22 protein-coding genes are annotated in these 20,980 nt (G+C 66.7%); 19 read left to right on the top strand and 3 right to left on the bottom strand.

Annotated elements, in window-relative coordinates:
* The first annotated feature begins 1,346 nt into the window (after positions 1 to 1,346).
* Both WAB15_RS22665 and WAB15_RS22670 read left to right on the top strand, forming a co-directional pair.
* A complete protein-coding gene (locus tag WAB15_RS22665; protein WP_399151041.1) occupies positions 1,347 to 2,003 on the top strand; it encodes a YeeE/YedE family protein in 657 nt (218 codons plus the stop codon).
* Complete coding sequence (locus WAB15_RS22670) at positions 2,003 to 2,419, top strand: YeeE/YedE thiosulfate transporter family protein (protein WP_399151020.1); 417 nt, start codon at positions 2,003 to 2,005, stop codon at positions 2,417 to 2,419. Before WAB15_RS22665 ends, WAB15_RS22670 begins: the two co-directional genes overlap by 1 nt.
* A gap of 251 nt (positions 2,420 to 2,670) precedes the next feature.
* Here WAB15_RS22670 and WAB15_RS22675 read toward each other — a convergent pair whose 3' ends face one another.
* Entirely contained in the window at positions 2,671 to 2,889 is a 219-nt protein-coding gene (locus WAB15_RS22675; protein ID WP_399151019.1) for a hypothetical protein, read from the bottom strand.
* A gap of 606 nt (positions 2,890 to 3,495) precedes the next feature.
* Between WAB15_RS22675 and WAB15_RS22680 the strand changes: the two genes are divergently transcribed.
* Together WAB15_RS22680 and WAB15_RS22685 are read left to right on the top strand one after the other, a co-directional pair.
* Positions 3,496 to 3,885 (top strand): hypothetical protein, encoded by a 390-nt coding sequence (locus WAB15_RS22680; protein ID WP_407287367.1) that lies wholly within the window; start codon positions 3,496 to 3,498, stop codon positions 3,883 to 3,885.
* 597 nt (positions 3,886 to 4,482) lie between these two features.
* Entirely contained in the window at positions 4,483 to 5,514 is a 1,032-nt protein-coding gene (locus WAB15_RS22685) for a DUF6415 family natural product biosynthesis protein (protein ID WP_407287368.1), read from the top strand.
* Between the two features lie 385 nt (positions 5,515 to 5,899).
* Here the strand turns inward: WAB15_RS22685 and WAB15_RS22690 are convergent, their stop codons facing one another.
* Together WAB15_RS22690 and WAB15_RS22695 are read right to left on the bottom strand one after the other, a co-directional pair.
* A complete protein-coding gene (locus tag WAB15_RS22690) occupies positions 5,900 to 6,031 on the bottom strand; it encodes a hypothetical protein (protein ID WP_407287369.1) in 132 nt (43 codons plus the stop codon).
* A 403-nt stretch (positions 6,032 to 6,434) separates the two neighbouring features.
* Entirely contained in the window at positions 6,435 to 6,605 is a 171-nt protein-coding gene (locus WAB15_RS22695; RefSeq protein ID WP_399149312.1) for a hypothetical protein, read from the bottom strand.
* Positions 6,606 to 7,187: 582 nt separating this feature from the next.
* Between WAB15_RS22695 and lxmK the strand changes: the two genes are divergently transcribed.
* The 15 genes from lxmK to WAB15_RS22770 all read left to right on the top strand — a co-directional run bounded on the left by lxmK (position 7,188) and on the right by WAB15_RS22770 (position 20,964).
* Positions 7,188 to 8,315, top strand: a complete 1,128-nt coding sequence (gene lxmK / locus WAB15_RS22700; RefSeq protein WP_407287370.1) for a class V lanthionine synthetase subunit LxmK — start codon at positions 7,188 to 7,190, stop codon at positions 8,313 to 8,315.
* A complete protein-coding gene (locus WAB15_RS22705; protein WP_399149314.1) occupies positions 8,312 to 9,232 on the top strand; it encodes a T3SS effector HopA1 family protein in 921 nt (306 codons plus the stop codon). The genes lxmK and WAB15_RS22705 overlap by 4 nt, the downstream gene beginning before the upstream one ends.
* Before the next feature lie 122 nt (positions 9,233 to 9,354).
* Positions 9,355 to 9,555, top strand: coding sequence for an LxmA leader domain family RiPP (locus WAB15_RS22710; protein ID WP_407289271.1), 201 nt, complete (start codon positions 9,355 to 9,357; stop codon positions 9,553 to 9,555).
* Positions 9,556 to 9,570: 15 nt separating this feature from the next.
* Positions 9,571 to 9,726, top strand: a complete 156-nt coding sequence (locus WAB15_RS22715) for an LxmA leader domain family RiPP (RefSeq protein ID WP_407287371.1) — start codon at positions 9,571 to 9,573, stop codon at positions 9,724 to 9,726.
* Positions 9,727 to 9,982: 256 nt separating this feature from the next.
* On the top strand, positions 9,983 to 11,755 hold the full coding sequence (locus WAB15_RS22720) for an ABC transporter ATP-binding protein (protein WP_407287372.1): 1,773 nt from the start codon (positions 9,983 to 9,985) through the stop codon (positions 11,753 to 11,755).
* Positions 11,752 to 12,714: an LLM class flavin-dependent oxidoreductase gene (locus WAB15_RS22725; protein ID WP_407287373.1), complete on the top strand. Its 963-nt coding sequence runs from the start codon at positions 11,752 to 11,754 to the stop codon at positions 12,712 to 12,714. Before WAB15_RS22720 ends, WAB15_RS22725 begins: the two co-directional genes overlap by 4 nt.
* Positions 12,711 to 13,325, top strand: coding sequence for a flavoprotein (locus tag WAB15_RS22730; RefSeq protein ID WP_407287374.1), 615 nt, complete (start codon positions 12,711 to 12,713; stop codon positions 13,323 to 13,325). The genes WAB15_RS22725 and WAB15_RS22730 overlap by 4 nt, the downstream gene beginning before the upstream one ends.
* Positions 13,326 to 13,492: 167 nt before the next feature.
* Positions 13,493 to 14,260, top strand: coding sequence for a hypothetical protein (locus WAB15_RS22735; RefSeq protein WP_407287375.1), 768 nt, complete (start codon positions 13,493 to 13,495; stop codon positions 14,258 to 14,260).
* Position 14,261: 1 nt separating this feature from the next.
* Positions 14,262 to 15,119, top strand: coding sequence for an ABC transporter ATP-binding protein (locus WAB15_RS22740; RefSeq protein WP_399149321.1), 858 nt, complete (start codon positions 14,262 to 14,264; stop codon positions 15,117 to 15,119).
* Complete coding sequence (locus tag WAB15_RS22745; RefSeq protein WP_407287376.1) at positions 15,119 to 15,964, top strand: ABC transporter permease; 846 nt, start codon at positions 15,119 to 15,121, stop codon at positions 15,962 to 15,964. Before WAB15_RS22740 ends, WAB15_RS22745 begins: the two co-directional genes overlap by 1 nt.
* Positions 15,965 to 15,980: 16 nt before the next feature.
* On the top strand, positions 15,981 to 17,021 hold the full coding sequence (locus WAB15_RS22750) for a methyltransferase (protein WP_399149323.1): 1,041 nt from the start codon (positions 15,981 to 15,983) through the stop codon (positions 17,019 to 17,021).
* Positions 17,018 to 17,725, top strand: a complete 708-nt coding sequence (locus tag WAB15_RS22755; protein WP_399149324.1) for an ABC transporter ATP-binding protein — start codon at positions 17,018 to 17,020, stop codon at positions 17,723 to 17,725. Before WAB15_RS22750 ends, WAB15_RS22755 begins: the two co-directional genes overlap by 4 nt.
* Positions 17,718 to 18,449 (top strand): hypothetical protein, encoded by a 732-nt coding sequence (locus WAB15_RS22760; RefSeq protein WP_407287377.1) that lies wholly within the window; start codon positions 17,718 to 17,720, stop codon positions 18,447 to 18,449. Before WAB15_RS22755 ends, WAB15_RS22760 begins: the two co-directional genes overlap by 8 nt.
* Complete coding sequence (locus tag WAB15_RS22765) at positions 18,446 to 19,687, top strand: M16 family metallopeptidase (RefSeq protein WP_407287378.1); 1,242 nt, start codon at positions 18,446 to 18,448, stop codon at positions 19,685 to 19,687. The genes WAB15_RS22760 and WAB15_RS22765 overlap by 4 nt, the downstream gene beginning before the upstream one ends.
* Positions 19,684 to 20,964, top strand: a complete 1,281-nt coding sequence (locus WAB15_RS22770; protein ID WP_407287379.1) for a M16 family metallopeptidase — start codon at positions 19,684 to 19,686, stop codon at positions 20,962 to 20,964. Before WAB15_RS22765 ends, WAB15_RS22770 begins: the two co-directional genes overlap by 4 nt.
* Positions 20,965 to 20,980: the final 16 nt, after the last annotated feature.

A 20,980-nucleotide genomic window follows, 5' to 3' on the forward strand; every position in this document is an offset into this window, starting at 1 on the left:
GAGGCCATCAGGCGAAGCGGGTGCTGTCATGCAGAGCACCGGTGACGTTCGTCGCGAGACACGGGCCTCGGTGCTGGCTCCGCGCTCGGCACCACTTGGCACCCCGGAGTTCTGAAATCCGCCTCCTCACGGCCCAATAACCAACACCGTGAACTCAAGGGGCCCAAAGCGAGCGCACTCGGATCATTACCTCATGCCGACCTTTTCGCCCAATCGACGAGCCGAGCCCACCAGCCGCCCCTCGATCGGTCCGGTCGACTCCCTGGGTACCCAGGAGCGTGTGTGCGTCGCGATGCCCCGCCCTGTCGGGTTGGCGCCCATTCCGATCGGATCGTCGCCTCCGCTGTACGTTCACGCTTGCGTTCCGCGGGCTCACACATGCACCGCTGAGCCGTTGGCACACCCGTGAGAACTTGGTCCACATGCCTTCCGCAGCCCTTATGGGTCAACTTCCGGCACGACCGACAGACAGTACGTTGACACATGATTACTCTCCCCTATCCCTTCGTTTAATATCCACAACATTCACGCCATCGCCACAAGAATTCCAGAATTTTCGCCCTCTCCATAAACAGCTGACTTGCGTCGGCGCGGGCCGCGATCACGAAGTCGAATCACGATCCGCGTGACTTCGCCGGCGGTCATGAAAATCCGGACACGAGAGGCAGACACCGCAAATCCGTCGCGGAGAGTATCTCACTAAGTAGTGCCAAGTGACCTGTTTGGAAAAATTCCCCGAGTTGCTCGGCACGCCGAAACAATGATTGCATCGCGCCCGGTCGAAGAATTGAGGCACAACGCCTTCTGTCACTGCCCGCCACCGCATGGCTTTTCAGGCCGTCGACCGGGCCGGCGGGGCAGGAATCGAGAACAGCAACCGCTCTCCCCCAACGGGTGGTACGCCAGTCAGGAGGGAGCAACGTGGGTTGCTCACACGCCGCAGGATGCCCCCTTTTCCCCCTACTCAAGGCGAGCTTGCAAGGTTGGCGCGAGTACTACTGCGACAGCGCGGATCGATGGCTCGGCTGTGCGCGCTACCAGATGTCACTCACCGGCGAGCGCGTGCCGATCAGCCTGCTGCCCAACGGAGCCCAGGCGCGGCACCTCGAAGCCCCGGCCGAGGTGGACCAATCCAGCGTCACCCGGACGACCCGGCCACATGAGCAGTCAGGACCTGGAACCGCGACACCGGAGGCCATGGCCCCGTTCGGGGCAACACCTACGCGAGCAGGTGTCTGGCATCACCAACCGTCACCACAGGTTGCCCGACCTTCGGACCGCCTCGCTGCGCCCGGCTCAAAGCGCGGCTGGTGGGCTCGATTTGCCGATTGGATGAGAGGACCCGCATGAGTTCCTACTGGCCCTGGTGGGCGGGTGCTATCGGGCTCGCTCTGGTCACCATCAACCACAGCCTCATCACCGATCGGTCTCTCGGGGTGTCGGCCGCGTGGGATCGCGTGTTGCACTGGCGTCGCGAACGCCAACTTGAGCGGATGGATGAGGAGTTCACCGACGACCAAGCTCTCGCTGAGGCGCTTGCCGCAGCCACGGCGGAGCACTTCGGCACCGGCACCGGCGCGTCTACCGTGCCGCAGGTTCCGTACGGGAAGTCGCAGCCGCTCGAAGCCGACGCCGAACCGGCAGCGGGTGAGCGCCCGGCAGCCACGAGCCTGCGCCCGGCCCCGCTGGTCACTCAGGCCGCCCTGCTGATGTCGATCTTCCTCGGTGGGTTCGTCGCCGCGGCCACCTCCGGGCGGTTCCACCTCCGCTATGACATGGGCCCGGGTTTTCGGAACCTGGTCACCCCCGATCCGACCACCATGATCGCCGTGCTGTTCGTGGGCGGCGTGCTGGTCGGCTTCGGCACTCGGCTGGCCGGTGGCTGCAGCTCCGGCCACGGACTCAGCGGCTGCGGCCGGCTGCGGCCGGTCAGCATCGTCGCGACCGCCGTGTTCTTCGGCACCGCCGTCGCGGTGTCGTTCCTCCTGTGGAAGGTGATCTGATGCGCACCCGGGGCGCGATTCTGCTGGCCAACATCCTCACCGGACTGGCCCTCGGTTATACCGTCACCCACATCGGTTTCGGCGACTACGCCGAGCTGAACCGCATGTTCACCTTCCAGGACCTGCGCATGTTCCTGTCCTTCGCGGGTGCTGTGGCGATCATCGTGTGCGCGTTCGCGCTGCTGCGGGCCCGCCGCACCCCAGGGCGCATCCATGCCGGCGTGATCCCCGGCGCGGTGTTGTTCGGTACGGGCTGGGCGATCTCAGGTGGGTGCCCTGCAATCCCGATCATCCAGGTCGCCAGCGGATACCTGCCTGCCCTGACCACCATCGTCGGCGTCATCGTCGGTATCCGGCTGTGCCGCTGGGCCAATGCCCGGTACTTCCACCTCGACCGCGGCTCCTGCGGGCTGTAACCAAGCACGCCCACCGACACGAGCCATGAAGGTGGAGGGCGACCCGCAGCCCTTCGGTGTCCATGGTGCTCGTCGTTGTCGAGGGCGACGCCATTGCGGCCCATCGCCCGCTCCAGGCCCGCCGCCCCATGCTGGTGAACCCCGGGACTCGGTGTCCCGGGGTTCCGGCCAGTCCTACCGGTAGGCCACTGCACCGGTGGTTCGCGTGGATGCTCCTGGCCTCATGCCTCGTCGCGCAGCGCAGGCCGCTGTCAGAAGCCGGTGGTCTCCACCGTGACCAGACCGTCGACCGGCGAGGCGGGCATGGCAGGCGCGAGGGACTGGGCCGTCCCGGCGGCGTCGCCGATGCCCACGGTGGCACCGTGGCCGGCGATCTCGCCGCCGAAGCTGGCAAGACCACCGGAAATGCTGTCCAGCTCGCTGTCGGAAATCTCGGAGGCGTCGATCTCAGGGGTGAATCCGTTACGCATGGCGTGCCGTTCCCTTCAATGCTCTGGGTTTCTGGACTAGCGTCGGACGGGTATTGCCGGTAAGGCAAATCCGGCCGATTTTACGGCCGTCCGGCACCCGGATCCGGGCGTCATGCCGACGGCGCGTATCGCAGGATGAAATCACGTCTACAGGCCGTGCGCCAACTTACTGTCCGGTTCTGCCTGGTACGTACCTCACTGTTGCGACACCTTTCTGACCTGCAGATACAGGTATTTTTGGGCACCCAGACCCTTCGCAAGCTATCTACTGGACAATCGCCACGGAAAAGCCCTGTACGCATCTCTGGAAGTCATATCTGCATTTACAGTTCGACGAATACTGAGTGCGGCGAGATGCCGTGAGATGTCGGTATCTTCCATGTATCGAGCACCTCCGCACGGATCGGGCACATCAAGCCGGTCATCGCTTTTCAGGTCCTCAAACGGCATTTAGCGGCGGGCGGGAGGTGCTTGCAAACTCCACAGGCTGTGCCACGAAGGCCAAAGAAGAGTTATCGGCCGCTTCCGGCCACAGGGCCAGCTCTTAGCTGGCAGCCCAGGATGCGCACTGGGACGGGGCGCTATCGCCGCCCCGCAGAGCCTGGGTTGCAGCGGGATCTGGCTGCGATGATCGGCCGGTCGGAAAGCTGGATGTCGCAGGTCGAGCGGGACGTGATCCCGGTCAACAGCCTGGATACGTTGCGCCAGATCTCCGATGTCTTGGCCTGTCTCTGGCCGAACTCCTTGCTGCTGTACCGCCGCCCGGACGATCGCCGGTATCGGCTCGGCGTCGGCCGCTACGACACGCTGGCCCGGACCCTGCCGGGTCGGATCGCGCAAGCCCAGGCCCTGGAGCCGGTGGAGCTGTCGGCCACGGCGGTCGCCGACCTCTACAGCATCGCCACTCGGCTGTGCATCAAGCTCGGCGAGGACGCCCTCGTGGCGATCACCTCAGACCGCGCGCTGAATTTCGCACGGGGCGGCGGGATGCGCTGACGATTGCCGAGGCCCACCGGATGGTCTCCAGCGCCTGGCGTCGCCAGGGCCACCTTGGCCGCGCCACCGACATCGCCGTCCGGGCCGCGCAGGACGTACGCGCGGACCGCCGCGCCCCAGAGGCTGCCCGGTTGTCCGCGAACAGCTCGCTGCTGGCCACCGCCGCGTACACCGCGGCGAAGGCCGGCCGGTCGAGCCCTGTGGCTCGCACGGACACCGGGACTCAGCAGGTGCTGCTGCACCAGTTGTCGGTCCACTATCTGCTCGGTGATGCCGGGCAGGCGATCGACCTGGCCAAAACCATCGACCCCGCGGTCCTGCCGACCGCCGAGCGGCAGGGGCGGTCAAGGACCTGGCCAGCGGCTTGCTCCGCCACGACCGAAGCTTTCCGGGGGGCCGGGCCTTCGCGGGTCGCGCGGGCGTCGCCGTCAACTAACCAAGCTTGCCCGCAAAGGGTTTGCTCCCTCGCAACCCGGTTGCGGATCTGCTGGCTTCTCTGGCGGTTGACTCTTCTCAGCCGCCAGGGGCCGCGTACGGCCGGCCTCTCCTCGCCCCGGGCGGCGGTGACGACCACCACCGTCTTCGAGGAGTTGCGCCATGGATGCCACCCGCGCCGACCCGCCTCAGTCGCAACCGACGGCCACCGACAGCACGGACGAGCTCCAGGCCGACATCGCCGCCGCATTCCGCTCCAGCATTGTCCTTCCTCCGTATGACGAAGTTCTCCGGCTGATCGACACCCTCAAGGGGCATCTCGCCCGGCTGATCGAGCAAGCCGAAGAGCACGTCAAGCGGCATCGCCCGGGAGAGGCCGCCTGGTATCGGGAACACCGCCAGATCGACAACGCCGAGATCCAGCTGCGGGCCGGTCCCGGCAATGGGCTGGCGTCGGCCGCTCGCGGCCGCGACGACGAGTTCGTCGGAGTGGTCCCCAAGGGATACACCGGCAAGCGCTGGGGCGAAATCGTCGGCCTGGAAACCGAGTTCACCGGCGGCCACCAGGGCGCGAAGCTGGTCGACGTCGCGCGCCGCGCCGGAGTCTCCACGGGGACGGTGTCCAACGTCCTCAACCACCCCGACCGCGTCGCCGAAGCCACGCGGGCAAAGGCGGAGCAGGCCATCGCGGACCTCGGGTTCGTACGGGGCGGCGTCGTGGCGGAGTACGCAGCCCACTGGCGCCGAAACGGCTTCGCCACCTGGCTGTTCACGCCAGCGGCCTCCGGCTGGTACCCGAAGAAGGGGGCGCAGGAGGCCCGCCCTGTGCCGGTGCTCGGCGAGCCCTGGCCAGGAGTACCGGCACGAGGGCGTAACGCCAGTGAGCGTGCCGACTCCTGCTGGATCCCGATCGCCAAGGGCCTCACGCCCCACGGCCTACGCCACACCCGCCGGACGATGATGGAGGACCTCGGCACGGAGAAGGTCCTCATGGACGAGCGCATGGGCCACCTCGACGGCTCCGTATCGGCGCGCTACGCCCACGTCACCGTCGGCATGCGCGAGCGTCTCATGATCGGCCTGACCGAGCAGTGGGAGGCGCTGTTTGGTGTGGGCTGGTGCGGTGCGGTCTCGGCGGGCTTCCGAGGGAAGATCATCTCCCAGATTTCTCCCAGAGCTCGGGCCTCGCGGTGAGCCGCGCGAGGTGAGAAGGGGCGCTTGCTGCGTTGCAGTGGCACGTTTGCTCGGGGCCTTACCTCGACTGGAGCCGGTGACGGGAATCGAACCCGCGCTCTGAGCTTGGGAATCAGGGCGGCTTTGGGTGCGTCGTCGCAGGTCAGTGAAGTGTTGCGCTGCTGGGTGCGGCCCTCTGGGCGTGCCGTCTGCACCCCGGTTGCCCGTGGTTGACCGTCTCTACTGGTGCGGCAATGGTGCGAGACGGACAAGTGCCGCTGTGGCTCGGCTGCTAGTACTCCAGCAAGAGATGTGGAGGGTCGGCGCTGTGGCGGGGGGTTGAGGTGGGTGGCTGCCAGGCAGTGCCGGATGGTGTGGACGGAGAGCCGCAGCAGCGGTCCGGGGATCAGCCAGCGGCCTCGCTCTCGTTGGTGATCTGGGCTTTTCCCGGGGCGGGGTCGTTGTCCACGTCCGTTTCCGGCTCGGTCGTTTGGGGCGGGGCGGCGCGCTGGACGGCGAGGAACGCGGTGGCGAGCATGCGGGCAGTGATGTGACGGTGCCAGGGGCGGCCCGCTCGGCCGGTGTCCAGCCGTTCTTCCTCGGCAACTCCGCCAGCAGCCCCTCGACGAATTGCGCGAACACCACCCGAGGCTCCGTCGGGTTGAAAAAGTACCCCAACGAACCAGCCAGAGCGGATAGTTCGGCATTCCACTCGGCTATCTGCTCAGCCGTCACACCCAGCAATATGCCCGGTCAACGACCCGCCCCAGCCCCAGTCGCGAGATCTCCGGCTGTAATACCCGGGGCGAAGAGCTGACAGGTGCGGCCATCCAGTTCGGTGACCCCAAATTTCGGGATGGAATCGACTCGCCATGAGGACCTGGAAAGCACAACGCACTGGCTGCTAGCCCTTGTTGGGCAGGCAGCCAGTGCGTTGCGGGTCAGCTGATCACAGTGGTGGAGGCTATAGTCGCCGCCGCCGCTGCGGTCTCCTCATCGGACATCTTGCCGCTCTGAGTTCCCCATCCGGTCTTCCTGTAGCCCTTGGAACCCTTGGCGCCCCTGCGGTCAGAATCCTTGCGGTCACCCTTGGTCTTCTTCTTGAACAGCAACTTGCTTCTCCTCGTCTTCAGGCGTTTTGCCGCTCCCTACATGGTCGCAAAGGTGGGCGGCTGTGAACAACGACAGGTCGGCAGGCCGACGACGGGGCCCTGCCTGGTCCGTCGACATGTTTGCGGATGGTGCATCAAGTTGAATAGGAAACAGTTTTTCTGACCCTCGGGTCGGTTTGGGGATGTGGCGTGACTGTCGATGATCGCCCTGTGATCACGGCTACTCAGAGTTAAGTTGTGGCCGGTCATTGACGCGAGGTAATGTCCCTTTCAGGCGGTCTGACCCACCGCCAACGGGATGACAGCGATACGCCATGGACCTCCAGACTTCTGATGTCTTGTCATGGTTTGATAGCTGGTCGCAAACGGGGGGGCAATTTGCCATGCCTTCTCACGGCGATACCTCTCTTCTTGAAGAGATCTCCGAACAGAGATCTCTGAAGAAGTTTGATGAGCGATGGGGGAAGTAGTGGTTGTTCAAGTCGATAGCCGAACCATCACGGAGTTCCGTGCGCAGTGGACCGGCGGGTATCGGAACTCTTAGCAGTGCCAGTGAACTTGAACGGGGGAGAGGAATCGGTCATGACTGGCGTTTTGGAGCGCACACAGTTTGATGCTCCCAGCCTTGCCGGTGCTCGGGAGGTAGAAGATCTGCTGGATCGGCTCGAATTGGGCCGGTTCCTTCCAGGCTCGGTTACGTCTTTCCTGGGCCGAAATGACAACTGGGCCGGGGAGACGGTTTCAGGGCAACGGATCTTCGTCAAGAAGCTGAAAGTTCTGTCCGGTACAGCACGTTCAGGGGTCCAGCGCACACTGGCGTTCCAGAGTCTGCTGGGAAGAATCCCGCAAGAGATGCTGTTGGCACCCGATTTCCTGGGCTGGGATGAGGACTCCGGGGTTCTCGTCTTCCGGCTCCTCGACGGAGCCCGCACGGGGGCCGAGCGGATGGTCGACGAGACCTTTGATGAATCCCTCGCGCTGGCTGCCGGTCGGGCAATAGGGGCGCTCCACAGTTGCGACCCCTCGGGTCTCGTTGTGGACGACTCCCCGTGTCCGCTGCCTTCAACTGACCTGCTGCACGGCCTGAACCCTCTCCTCTTTGACGAGTGCAGTTTCGCGGAGCTCCAGGCATGGCGCCTACTCCAGCAGGACATGGCTGTGATGGATGCCGTTGCAGCTCTCCTGGAGGAGGAACGTGCCGCACCGAAATTTCCCGCCCACTGTGACCTGCGGCTCGACCAGTTTTTGATCTCGGACGAACAGGTATGGCTGACTGACTGGGAGGAGTTCCGGCTCGCCGACGCCGCCCGTGACGTCGGGAGTTTCGCTGGTGAGTGGCTGTTCCGTTCGATCCTGGACATCGTCACGACCCGAGGCGATAGTCAGTCACGGGGCGATACCTCCTTTGCCGATGTTTCGCTCACGCACGAGACCGTGATCGCCAGGGGCGTCGCAAAGTTCGAACGGCTCCGTCCGGTCATCGAAGCATTCTGTCGCGGATATCGGGAGGTCCGCCCTGTCGTCGACGAAGGGCTGGCCCGGCGTGCGGCCGGGTTCGCCGGATGGCACCTGCTGGACCGGCTCCTCGCCGGCGCTGGGATGAATGCCCGGCTCAGTGCTACTGCGCGGGCCGCGGCCGGCGTTGGCCGCACCATCTTGCTCACTCCGGAGGCGTTTATCGCCACGCTCGGGTTGGAAGGCGTGTCATGACGTCCCAGTTCTCCCCGCGCCTGCTCGCGGCGCTCGACGAGGTCCAAGTCGCAGCCGATGGCCGGAGCGCCATCGTTCAGGGTGTGGAACTTGCCGGAGAGAGCCAGCGAGATCTGCTGGGCAAACTCAGCAGAGCGCTTTACGACGCCCTCCACTCGGGTCTGACCAAGGAAAGCTCAGCGCTTCGACCGCGCCGTGACCGGGCATTCGAAACCGAACTGGCTGCTGTGGTCCCTCATCCAACTACTGAGATTTCGGCCATGGTTCACGAGGTCCACGAGGAACAGATCCTCGTCGAACGTGACGGTGTCCGGGTCTGGGTTCCACGCGCAACCGGGAACGGAAACGCACCGTCCCCAGGCTCGCGCGTCACCCTTCAGGTCAATCCAGTACGGGCCGCGCTCTCTCCGGGATTCCTCTTGGTCGACAGTGCGAAGCCGCCGCACTTCGAACAGCCCCAGCTACGTGTCTACATCCACCTCACCGACCCAGACCATGCACCTGCGGTCTGGGGAGCAGCGCTCTCCGCATTGGCGGCGACCGAGGTCTCATATCGGGCCAAGGTCATCTCGATGCCCGGGCACCTTCCCCGTCGCGACGGAATGGTGGTGTACCTGGGACGCGGCGCCTGGCACGCCGCCCGGATCGTCGCGGAAGCGGTCGCCGGGATGCCCGGGACCGGGTCACAGACGTCGGTATTGACCGAGGAAATGGCGCCGGGGGTCGCCACCGCATGGGAGCCGGTGGATGAACGGGCCGGCATGCGGGGGCTGAGTTTCGGTGAACACCGCTCCCGGGTCACCGCCATCGCTCTGATCGAGGCGGCGACAACGGGCGAGCCACGTGAGCAGAGACTTTTGCGGGATTTCCAAGAAGCCCGCATCGACCCGCGATGGCCAGCGCGTAACACCGGCTGAAGAACGACAAACGCTTGGGCCCCGTGCAGGGGGAAGGGTTGTCTTAGGTTCCTTTCTCCTGTTTGGAATCCAACGCAACACCTAGAAATTCTGAGAGGTAAAACGTGAAGACTCAGGACCTGATGGCTGGGTACGCCGCTTACGTCGATGTGGACGAGCTGAACGTTTCGGCGGCCAGCGAGGCACCCGCGACCAGCCCGGTCTGTTTCGCCGCTGCCACCAGCAGCGCCGCCTGCTTGGCCGCGACCAGCTCCGGCTGGTGCGTCGCGGGTGCCGGGGCCGCCACCGGTGGTGCCGCGGCGTCGGTCAAGAACAGCTGCTGAGAAAAGGTCAATTCTATGGAACTCAATGAAATGATCTCCGGCTACGCCACCTATGTGGACGCAGCGGAGCTGGATGTCTCGGCCGAGTCCGAAGCGCCGGCGACCTCTCCCGCGTGTTTCGTGGCGAGCTTCATGGCCTCCTACCAGGTCACGAAGGACATGACCGGCTAGCTTCCTGAGTCGGTGTAGCGGGCGGTTCTCACGGCCACCTGATTGCAGGGCCTCGGAAAAGTCCGATGTGCTCGTTCTGCGGCGGTGATCGTGCCGGCCTGCCGATAGCGGAAAGCCAGCTCATGTGCACGTGGGCTGGCGATCCGTTCAGTGGGCAACTCGGTCATCGCGTGACTGTGCCAGGGGCCTGCACCGGACTGTGCGGACCGCCCGAATCCGTGACTGTTCTGACTGTTCTGTGAAAGGAAGAGTTCCCGTGCCCACCGGCCCGGAATATCAACGCCTGCGAATTTTGCGAGAGCTGGTCCGTGGTCGTAAGGCACTGCTCACGGTGGTCGTACTGCTCTCGATCATCTCGACGGTATGCAATCTGGCCATGCCGCTGATCGTGGCGCGGCTCATCGGCGCTGTGCAGGCGCACACACCAGTGCTCTGGCCGGTGGTCTGGATGACGGCCTCCGCGCTCGGCGCTGCGGTGAGCGCCGCAGCCTCCGGCTACCTCCTGGCGCGCGGGGGTGAGCGCATGGTGCATGGTTTGCGTACCCGGATCATGGGTCACGTCCTGCGCCTGCCGCTGCACCAAGTCCGTACGCACGGGACCGGCAATCTGGTGACGCGGGTGACGGCGGACAGCGCTCAGCTGCGGTCCATCGTCGACCTGGGCATCCTGCAGTTGCCCATTTCCGGACTGACCACAGTCGCCACCATCGTCATCATGGGCTACCTGGACTGGGTGCTGCTCTTGGCGACGCTTGCCGGCTTCTCGGTCGCCGGCTTGATCATCGGCGTGGTGATCAAGGGCTTGCGCCGGTCGTACGCCGCGCACCAGTCCGCTCTGGGAGTACTGGCCCACCGCTTCACCACCGCGCTCGACGCCCTCCCCACGGTCAAGGCGTACCGTGCGGAGACTGCCATGACCGAGCGGCTGGCCGAAGCCTCCGAAACCACCTCGGTGGCTGCGCTCCGCAGCAACCTGCTCAACTCGGCGCTCAACCCGGCCATGGGCCTGGGCCAGCAGATCGCTCTTGTCGCGGTCATCGCGGCGGGGGGCGCCCGCTATGCGAGTGGTGTTCTTTCCGTCGCCGACTTCGCAGCGTTCCTCCTTTACCTGATGCAACTGGTCGCCCCCGTCTTCGTCATCGCGATCGGCCTCGGCCAGCTGCAGGCGGGGCTCTCCGCCCGGAAGCGCTTCGACGAGGTGCTCTCGCTCTCGACCGAGGAGTCCGCTGATCCGGCGGCCTCTCCCACAGCAGTCTCTTCTCCTTCCGGGCCGGCCGTTCGGTTCGAAGGAGTCGACTTCGCCTACGACGATCAGTCGGTGCTCCGCGGAGCGACCTTCACCGTGCCGAGCAGGGGGCTCACGGCGGTCGTCGGTGAATCCGGTACCGGTAAGAGCACCGCCCTGGCCCTGATCGAGCGGTTCGTCACACCGGCAGGTGGCCGGGTGAAGGTGCTGGGCCGGGACACCACCGACTGGACGCTGTCCGGGCTGAGAGCGCGTATCACCTACGTCGACCAGGCGTTCACGCTGCTCACCGATACGCTGCGCGCCAATCTCACCGTCGGGCATCGGGTCGCCCCGTCGGACGAGGCACTCTTCGCCGTACTGGAGACGGTCGGCCTGAGCGAAGCGGTGCAGAACCTGCCTCAGGGAATCGACACGGTGATCGGTGAGGCCGTCGATCTCTCCGGTGGTCAACGGCAGCGAGTTGCTCTTGCCCGGGCACTGCTGGCCGACACCGAGATCGTGCTCTTCGACGAGCCCACATCCCAGTTGGACAGCATCAACGAGCGGAGCCTTCGTACCGTGGTGGAGCGGCTGGCCGCAGAGCGCGCCGTGGTCATGGTGACCCACCGCATGTCCGTCGCGGGGCACGCGGACCATGTGGTCTTCATGCACGGGGGGCAGGTGCCTGCCGAAGGCACCCACCAGGAACTTCTCGATGGATGCCCGCCCTACCAGGCGCTGGTCGCAGGGGAGCGCCCGAGCCTCACCGCGAACTCCGCAGTACCGGCGGGCCAGGCATGACAACGTACTCGGTGCTCCTGCCGTTCACCCCGGTCCGGCCGGAACAGGTCGTGCCGTTCGCCGCCCTCGTCCAGCGCACCCCTGGCGCACGACTCTGGACCAACCAGCAGCTGACCCTCGAACCCCATCAACTCTTCGCCTACAGCGCCGGGATCGGACTTCGCGTACCCGCCGGCACGGCGGTGACGCTCATGCCGCTACGGCACCCGGTCGAGGCCGCCCTGCAGGCTCGGTCGCTTGCGCAGATCACCGGGCATCCGGTGGTGGCCGGGTACGGGCCGGGGGCCGCAGTCTTCCAGGAGGCACTGCTCGGCGCCGCGTACCCGAGCCCGTTGACGGCCGTCCGGGACTATATGAGCGCCGTCCGCGGACTCCTCGCCGGGGAGCAGGTGCGGATGGACGGTCCGTACTTCCGGATGGACGCCAGCCTTCCTCAGGTTCCTCACCCACCGGTGGAGCTGGGCCTGGGCGTACTGCGCCCGAGGATGGCCAGGGTCTGCGGAGAGGTCGCCGACGTAGCGATCGGCTGGCTGACCCCACCGGACTACCTGGCCTCGGTCATCGCACCAGAGCTACGCGCCGGTGCCGAAGCCGTGTCCAGACCTACGCCGCGCCTGGTGGCCGTGGTGCACGTCGCTCTCGCCGGGCCGCGCCGCGATCCGGTCGCCCTGGCTCACTCGGTCTGTGCCCGGCACTTGCAGGCACCGCATTACACGCAGATGCTGCGCCGCGCCGGAGTCGGCGTCGACCCGAGCGATCCGGAAGACGGCGCACGGCGACTCGTCGAGGCCGGACTCTTCCTCAGCGGCGAACCGGAAGCCATCGCCGAGGGCCTGGCGGCCTATGCGAAGGCGGGCGTCGACGAGGTGGTGCTCAACTGCAGCGCCGTCGGCGTCACCTACGGGGAACGGGTTGCCTTGCAGGAGATCGAAACGCTGCTGAAGGCGGTGACGCCGTGAGCGGACCCATGCCTCCCAAGCCTCTCGACCTGGGGTTCGAACGACTTGTCGTCGTCGGCACCGGGTCAATCGGTGTCATGCATCTGCCGTTCTGGCTCAACTGGCTGCGCCTGGCCCACCCGGGCATCCAGACGCGGGCCGTAGTGACGCGCAGCGCGACACGGTTCGTCACCCGGCAGGCTCTGACCTCGGTTACCGGTCATCCGGTACGGGAGGACGTCTGGCCGGAGGAGCCCGAGCCGGTGGGGCTCCATGTGGAACTGGCCGAGTGGGCCGAAGCCATCGCGGTGTATCCGGCGACCCTCCATTTCGTCGGCCGCTTCGCCCTCGGCCTCGCCGATACCCCCACTCTTCTGGCCGCCCAATGCGCCACCGTACCGGTGGGGATCGCCCCGGCGCTGCCTCCGGGCGGTGCTCAGAGCGCCGCGTACATGACCCACTTGAAGGCGCTCGAAGGCCGGCGGAACGTCGTCGTCGCTCCTCCCGAGCGTGGGCCGAGTACAGGAACTGGGCGGAATGACGGCTGGGTTGCCGCCGACCTGCCGGCACTCCTGGGCCTGATCGAGGAACGGCGCCTCCAACTCGCCGACACCGGAGGGCAGTTGCCGTGATTCCCGGCAGTGTGGTGGTGCCCCAGGAAGGTACCCGGTTCCAGAGCCACCTCGTCCTCACCGCAGCGGACGGCCGGTACGCGATGTGCCGCTGGCCAGGCAGCCGCCGGCCCGCCCCCTTCCGCCGACCGGGACCCGTCGCCCGGGCCCGGTTGGCGGAGCTGGCCGTGTCCAGGCCGGCAGGGTCCACGCTCGGCGCGGACTTCGGAGGCGCGGGCCGCTTGGTTCCCGCCGAACCGGATCCGCCCGGGAGCCGATACGTCGTCGACCATTATGAGAGCGTCGCCGCGACAATCCTGGACGCCCACGGTGCGGGGGTCGATCGGTTCGTGCCGGCTTGCCACACGGCCGGACTGCTCCTCGCCGAGCTCCACCGGCTGGCGCCGGACGGTTTCCCCGATGCGCTGCCACCGGGCGTCGACCGGCTCCGGAACTTTCTCACCACAGGCGGCGCAACCCCCCAAACCCTGCGGGCCGCGGCGCTGATCCTCACCGTCCTCGGCCACGACCGATGGGGGATGCTGAGCACCTGGTGTGAACGGCTCGTCCACGACGAGCGGCGTGTCGTCTCCCATGGCGCCCCGGGGCTCGCCTGCCTTGTGGTCGGCCCCGCCGACGAGGGCGTCCAGTTCCTCATCGGCGACGACCTGGGGGCTGCACCGTGGTACTGGGACATCGGCTGGCTCCTCGGCGAGCTCACCGAGCTCCGGCACGTTCTGGGCACCCCTGCCACCGACCCGGCCTGGACGTGTCTGGAATCAACCCTGCTGGCGGGCTATGGCCGCGACCAGCTGGCCGTACGACGAACCGCCGTCCTGCGGATCGTCCTTCACCTGCACGACTACGCCGCCTACGCGGACTGGGACGAGGCGGAGATCGGGCGTTACAAGGCGCTGCTCACCGAACTCATCGACCGAGTCCGAGAAGAGGAGTGAGATGAACACTGCGACGGACCCGGTGGTACGGGTACGTGGGCTCCGGATGCGCTACGGGCAGACCGATGTGGTGCGAGGCGTCGACCTCGACGTGTGCCGGGGCGAGATCCTGGCGCTGCTCGGACCCAACGGTGCGGGCAAGACCACGACCCTTGAGATCCTCCAGGGCTACCGGCACCGTTCCGGCGGGGACGTTTCGGTCTTGGGCGTCGACCCCCAACACGCGCCTGATGCGTGGCGCGAGCGGGTCGGAGTAGTACTGCAATCCTGGCGCGACCACGCCCAGTGGCGCGTCGGCGAACTCCTCGAACACGCCGCGCTGCTCTACTCCCGACCACGCGACGTAAGTGAACTCCTCGATCTTGTCGGCCTGACCGAACACCGCCGAAAGACCATCGGCGTGCTCTCGGGTGGGCAGCGCCGCCGACTGGACGTGGCCCTCGGTGTGGTCGGCCGGCCCGAACTGCTCTTCCTCGACGAGCCCACTGCCGGATTCGACCCGGTGGCCCGGCGGCAGTTCCACGAACTCGTCCAGCACCTGGCTGCTGTAGAGGGCGTAACCGTCCTGCTCACCACGCACGACCTGGCCGAGGCCGAACGACTCGCCGACCGGATCGCGATCCTCGTCCGAGGCTCCCTGACGGCCTGCGGAACCGCCGACGAGCTCGCCGAGGCCGCTGAGGACGAGTCGGAGGTGCGCTGGCGCCACGGCAGGAACCTCACCCACGAGTTCACCCGTGACCCCTCCGCCCTGGTCTACCGCCTGCACCAGGAGTTCGAAGGTCCCATCCCCGACCTGGTGGTCCGCAGACCCACCCTGGAGGACACCTACCTGAGCATGGTGAAAGGCGACAGGTGATGACCGTACAGAGAATCATGCAAGCCGGCTGGCGACGAGGCTTGGTCGAACTCCATATCCAGCTGCGCAGTAAGACGGAACGCGCCATGCACGCCTTCATCCCTGCGATGTTCGGCGTTCTCTTCTACACGATCGGCGCGGACCCCCTGCCCGGTACGGGCCTGACCTACGGGCACCTGCTGCTGCCCGGAGGGATCGCGATGAGCGTCTTCCAGACCGGGCTCCTCACCCTCTCCTACAACCTCGCCGGCGAGCGTGAGGACGGCACGCTGCTCCGGCTGCGCGGCATGCCTGGAGGCATCCACAGCTACCTGATCGGCAAGGCGGTCTCCGTCGCCGCTGTGACCGGCGGATACGTCGTCGTCATGGCGGTGCTCGGCGGTCTGTTCGTGGACCTTCATCTGCCGCAGAACCCCACTGCGTGGGCCACCCTCCTTGCCGTCCTGGTCCTCGGGCTGCTCGCGATGGTGGGGCTGGGGGCGAGTGTCGGCGCACTGGCCCCGAACCCCCGGCTGGTGGCCGTGGTGTCCCTCCCGGCCATCGGCCTCATCCCCATATCGGGATTGATCTTCCCGTTCGGTTCGATGCCGCAGCTCGTCCAGTACATCGCCAATGCCTTCCCCCTGAAATGGCTCGCACAGGGAATCCGTACCGCCCTTCTCCCCGATACCCCGGCCGTCACCCAGATGCCGGGTAACGGGCAGCTGCCCCTGGTCTTCGCGGTCCTTGCCGCCTGGACCCTGGCAGGTGCGCTGCTCGCCCCGATATTGCTGCGCAGAACCGCTCGGCGTCAGTCCGGATCAGCTTTGGAGAAAGCCCGATCCAAGGCCACAGCGACCCAATAGATCACAGAGGAAACCCATGTCCCAGCAGCCCGCGGCCACTCCGCTGAACGCCGAAGCCTCAACCCTGCACATGATGGTGACCGGCTACATGGCCGCCCAGATGGTGCGTGCCGCCGCCCGACTACGGATCGCCGCTCACCTGGCCGATGGCCCGTGCACCCTCCCGCAGTTGGCGGACGCCACCGGAGCGGACCCTGACGCCCTCGCCAGGTTCCTGCGCGCCTCAGCCGCATTCGGTCTCATTGCCGAACCGGCCCCCGGCACATTCGAGGCCACCCCCCTCCTTGCCGCCCTCGAACACGACGGGGGGTGGCTCAGCGACTTCGCCCTCGCCATGGCGGACCCGGTCTGCGTCCGGCCCGCCGAGCACTACGCCGACACTGTCCTGACCGGGCGCCCCTCCGCCGAAACCGCTCTGGGCATGGGCTTTTGGGAGCATCTCGACGCGCACCCGGACACCGCCGAAAGCTACGCGGCGGGCCTGAGCTTCGGTGCCCACCACTGCGCGCGTGCCTTTGCCACCCGGTACGACCTGAGCGGATACCGAAGCGTCGTCGACGTCGGCGGAGGCAGCGGGGCCATGCTCAGCGGAATCCTTCAGGCCTACCCGCACCTCAGGGGCGTCCTGGTCGACCGGCCCGCCGCCCTCCAAAACGCCGGCGAGGCACTCGCCCGGCACGGGGTCGCCGATCGGGTCGAGACGGCCCCCGGTGACTTCCTGGAGTCGGTGCCCTCCGGGGGAGACCTGTACCTCCTCAAGTCGATCCTCATCGACTGGGACGACACGCGTGCCGCCAACCTCTTGCGCAACGTGCACAGGGCCGCCACACCAGGCGCCACTCTGATCCTCATCGACTGGATGTTCACGCAGGAGCCCGACCCTCAGAACACCTTCCTGCACGTGTCGGACTTCAACATGCTCGTCTCCACCGGCGGGCGAGTCCGCACCAGGGAACAGTTCACCAGCCTGATCGAGGAGGCCGGTTTCCACATCGAACGCGTCGACGGCTTCAACGACGGGCTCACCGCTTGGGGCATGATCGAGGCGCGGGCATGAGCGTCGTCGCCTTCGAAGGTTTCACCAAGCGGTACGGCGAACAGGTCGCCGTCGACGACCTGACCTTCCAGGTCTCGCCGGGACGGATCGTCGGCCTGCTCGGCCCGAACGGCGCCGGCAAGAGCACGGCCCTCAAAGGGCTGGTCGGCCTGCTCCACCCCACCCGCGGAGAGGCCCGAGTCTTCGGTGCCCGCTACGCGGACATCACCTCACCGGGCCGCCGCGTCGGCGTCCACCTCGACGGGCTCGGCTTCGAGACCGCTCTCACCCCCCGTCACCACCTGCGGATCTGTGCGGCCGCGGCCGGGCAGGCGCGCAGCCGCGTCGATGCCGTCCTGGAGGAGGTCGGCCTGGCCTCGGTGGCGTCCCGCGCCATCGGCAGGCTCTCCACCGGCATGCGCCAGCGTCTCGGGCTCGCGGGCGCTCTGGTCGGTGATCCCGAGCTGCTGATCCTCGACGAACCCGCGAACGGCCTGGACCCTGAGGGCATCCGCTGGCTCCGCGGGTACTTGCGTTCCTTCGCCGACCGGGGTGGCACGGTCCTGCTCTCCAGCCATCAGCTCGCCGAGACAGCCCAGACCGTCGACGAGGTCGTCGTCATCCGGCGGCGGCTGCTCTTCGCCGGCACCCTCGGCGAGCTGACTGACGGCGGAAAGCGCCGTCTGGAAGACCGCTTCTTCGAACTCGTGGACAACCATGCGTGATGCGATCCGTGCGGAACTGCTCAAGGCCCGCGGTAGCTGGTGGATGCTGTTCGGCCTGGCCTACGCCTATCTGATGCCGGCCATGTGCTACAGCTACGCGCCCGACTCTGTCATTGCTACCGATGGGGCCGACTCGGCGGCCGCCACCCGCACACTTCTGGCCTTCCTCACCGCCGTGCCCGTCGCGTCCATCTTCCTGGCCAACTGGGGTATCGCCAAGGAGTACTTCTACCGTTCCCTGCCGCGGACCGCTCTCACTCAGCGGCGCATCGACGGCTACGTTGCCAAGTGCGTCTCAGGTGCCGTCCAAGGGCTGGTGGTAGGGGTCCTCGGGACAACGGCTTGGTCGGTGTCCACCTGGATCATCCTCGAACAGCGTCACCAGTCGTTCGACCTGGGAGCAGCCACCTGGCAGACGCTCGTGCTCACGGTGGTGGCCAGCGTCCTGGCCGGGCCCTGGGGAGTCACTCTGGGCTATCTGCTGCCGAACTACTGGACCACCACCGCAGCCGCCCTCATCGCCCCGTTCGCCCTCGAACTGCCGCTGATGCTCCACGCCCCCTCGATCGGCCGATTCCTCCCCGTGAGCACACTCGCAGGAGTCGTCCAACCCCCCATCCCCGGGCTGCTTCCACCACTGGCGGCAGTCGCCGCCTCCCTACTCTGGATCGCCGCAAGCCTCCTCGGCGGCTGGCACCTCTTCCGCAGGAGAGACCTCACGTGATCAGGTACCGGCTCGACAACGGGCTGCGCGTGGTGCTCGCCCCCCATCCGCAGGTAGCCCGCGTCGCGGTCAGCGTGCACTACGGGGTCGGGTTCCGCAGTGAACCGGCCTGGGCCGCAGGCTTCGCGCACCTCTTCGAGCACGTCATGTTCGAAGGTAGCGAGAGCGTCGCGCCGCTCGACCACGGGGACCACATCCACCGCGTCGGCGGCAACTGCGATGCCCGTACTCACCAGGATTACACCGAGTACTTTCAGGTGGTCCCACCTGAAGCGGTCGAACTCGCGCTCTTCCTGGAAGCAGACCGGATGCGCGCACCCCGCTTCACCGACGAGGGCCTCAAGCGCCAACTGTCCGGCGTGGCCGAGGAAATACGCACCACCGTCACCGAACGCCCCTACGGCGGATTCCCCTGGCCGCGCCTGCCTGAACTGCTCTACAGCACCTTCCCCAACGCCCACGACGGCTTCGGCTCCACCGCCGCCCTGAGCGAGGTGACAGTCGAGCAATGCCAGGAGTTCTTCGACACCTACTACCCCCCGGGCAACGCCACGCTCACCCTCTCCGGGAACCTCGACCCGGACCAGGTACGTCCCCTCATCGACCGGCACTTCGGCAGGATCCCCCCGCGTCCGGGACCTCCGCCATCTGTGCTCACTGTCCCAGCGGGGGACACACCACGCCAGGGAACAGTCCAGGACCCGCGGATCGCTCTGCCTGGTATCGCCGTCGGGTACCAACTGCCCAACCCGGCGACCGGCCTGCAGGAGTATGTGGCCCACCACGTGCTCGCCCACGTCCTCCCACTGGCGTGGAACAAGCCCGGAATCATCCGCCGCGATGGAGGCTGCGGGATCTTCGGCCCCTTCGACGCCCGGGATCCCGACACGTTGATCCTGGTCGCGATCCACCATCCCTCCCTGGACGCCCCCGAGGTCCTCGCAGCACTCGACGCACACATCACAGAACTGGCGGACGGTGCCCTGTCCACTGACGCGTTCACCACATGGCGCGATCACCTGATTCATGAACACCACCACCGCCACGCGGACGTGCTTGCCCGGTGCCGGGCGCTAGGACGACTGGAGATTCTCTGGGACGACGCCGAACTCCTCGATCGGATCCCCGCCCACCTCGCCACACTCACGTCCGTGGACCTCACCGCCGCCGCGCGGCGCCTAGCCGCCCAGAAGCGTGCCGTTCTCCAGATCGTCCCCGCACCCGAAACGCCCGTATGAAGCTGCCTGCACTCCACAAGAGCCCCACACCCGTCCGCCCTGAGATCACGCACACCGTCGCGGACAACGGCCTCGACGTTTACCTCGTCCGTGACAGCCGCGCACCCCTGGCTGAGGTCCGGCTGATGATTCCCTGCTCAGGAACCAATCGCCTCCACGCGGGGCAAGCAGAGCTTCTCGTACACGACCTGCGCGAACGCCTCGCTCGACGGGAACGCCTCACCGGGCAACCCACCGCCTGGGACGTGTCCTGGACTGGAGAGTGGCTGCGTATCTCCGGCCACCTTCCCTCCACCGATCTACGGCGCGGTCTCGTTCCACTGGCCGACCTACTGACACCAGCCGATGCCACCGACACCGACCTGGCCACCTGGGCGGTACCCGTAGCCAAGCGCGCGCGCTCCCGCCTCCTGGACCACAGCGAAATCGTCAGCCGCGCACTCCGTCAGCGCTCATTCCTGCCCGATGGGCTGCCCGAGACGCTTCCCGACCCCGAGGCGGTCGGGCTGATCACCGCCGCTGAGTACCACGACTTCCACGATCTCGTGATGCGCTCCGCCGGCGCGTTCCTGGTCGTCGTCGGCGACGTCGCACTTTCCCACGTCCTTGAGCACCTGCCGCGCTCGTTCCAGACGCATGCTCTCGCCATGCGCCTCACCGCCACCCCCGCCCCCCAAGGCGGTCTCCATACATTGCCCACATTTCCCACTGGTACGCAGGGAGAAGCCACGCTCCAGCTCTGCGCCCCGGCTGGACCCGCAGACTCTCGCTCGACAGCTCACGATCTGCTCAACGTGCTGTTCGGCGCCTACTCCGGCGCCCGCCTCGTCACGCACGCTCAGCGGCTCCCGCGAGCCCCCTCCCTCTACTCGACCCTGAACGCCACCGCCGGACAGCGCCAGTTCATCGTCACAGCGCGACTCCACCCCGACTACATCACCACCGGTATCCGGTTCATCAACTCAGAGATGGACCGCATGCTCACCCAAGCCCTGTCCGTAGAAGAGAGCACCGCTGCCAAGAACTTCTGTCTCGGACAGATCACGAGCGTCCTCGACTCACCCGCCGATCTGGCCAGCAAAATCAGCCTGGACCTCTCCCTGGGCCGCGAACCCGACTGGTGCTTCGATTTCCCCGAAGCATTGAGGAAAGTGACGCCTCTCGATCTCGGCGCAGCCAGTGAGGAACTCTTCGCTCACCAAGGGTGGACAGCCGCAGTCTGCGGCGAGCTGAAAGAGGATCCCGTTGGTAACGAATGGACACGACTGCGTCGATAGGGTTTGTCTGTAAGAT

This window comes from Streptomyces sirii, from assembly GCF_045690365.1.
GTDB lineage: Bacteria > Actinomycetota > Actinomycetes > Streptomycetales > Streptomycetaceae > Streptomyces > Streptomyces sirii.

Bases quoted from the DNA above. Each gene is read 5' to 3' on its own strand.
- WAB15_RS22665 (WP_399151041.1), top strand. From the start codon at position 1,347: ATGAGTTCCTACTGGCCCTGGTGGGCGGGTGCTATCGGGCTCGCTCTG.
- WAB15_RS22670 (WP_399151020.1), top strand. From the start codon at position 2,003: ATGCGCACCCGGGGCGCGATTCTGCTGGCCAACATCCTCACCGGACTG.
- WAB15_RS22675 (WP_399151019.1), bottom strand. From the start codon at position 2,889: ATGCGTAACGGATTCACCCCTGAGATCGACGCCTCCGAGATTTCCGAC.
- WAB15_RS22685 (WP_407287368.1), top strand. From the start codon at position 4,483: ATGGATGCCACCCGCGCCGACCCGCCTCAGTCGCAACCGACGGCCACC.
- WAB15_RS22690 (WP_407287369.1), bottom strand. From the start codon at position 6,031: ATGCTCGCCACCGCGTTCCTCGCCGTCCAGCGCGCCGCCCCGCCCCAA.
- lxmK (WP_407287370.1), top strand. From the start codon at position 7,188: ATGACTGGCGTTTTGGAGCGCACACAGTTTGATGCTCCCAGCCTTGCC.
- WAB15_RS22705 (WP_399149314.1), top strand. From the start codon at position 8,312: ATGACGTCCCAGTTCTCCCCGCGCCTGCTCGCGGCGCTCGACGAGGTC.
- WAB15_RS22710 (WP_407289271.1), top strand. From the start codon at position 9,355: ATGGCTGGGTACGCCGCTTACGTCGATGTGGACGAGCTGAACGTTTCG.
- WAB15_RS22715 (WP_407287371.1), top strand. From the start codon at position 9,571: ATGGAACTCAATGAAATGATCTCCGGCTACGCCACCTATGTGGACGCA.
- WAB15_RS22725 (WP_407287373.1), top strand. From the start codon at position 11,752: ATGACAACGTACTCGGTGCTCCTGCCGTTCACCCCGGTCCGGCCGGAA.
- WAB15_RS22740 (WP_399149321.1), top strand. From the start codon at position 14,262: ATGAACACTGCGACGGACCCGGTGGTACGGGTACGTGGGCTCCGGATG.
- WAB15_RS22745 (WP_407287376.1), top strand. From the start codon at position 15,119: ATGACCGTACAGAGAATCATGCAAGCCGGCTGGCGACGAGGCTTGGTC.
- WAB15_RS22750 (WP_399149323.1), top strand. From the start codon at position 15,981: ATGTCCCAGCAGCCCGCGGCCACTCCGCTGAACGCCGAAGCCTCAACC.
- WAB15_RS22755 (WP_399149324.1), top strand. From the start codon at position 17,018: ATGAGCGTCGTCGCCTTCGAAGGTTTCACCAAGCGGTACGGCGAACAG.
- WAB15_RS22760 (WP_407287377.1), top strand. From the start codon at position 17,718: ATGCGTGATGCGATCCGTGCGGAACTGCTCAAGGCCCGCGGTAGCTGG.
- WAB15_RS22770 (WP_407287379.1), top strand. From the start codon at position 19,684: ATGAAGCTGCCTGCACTCCACAAGAGCCCCACACCCGTCCGCCCTGAG.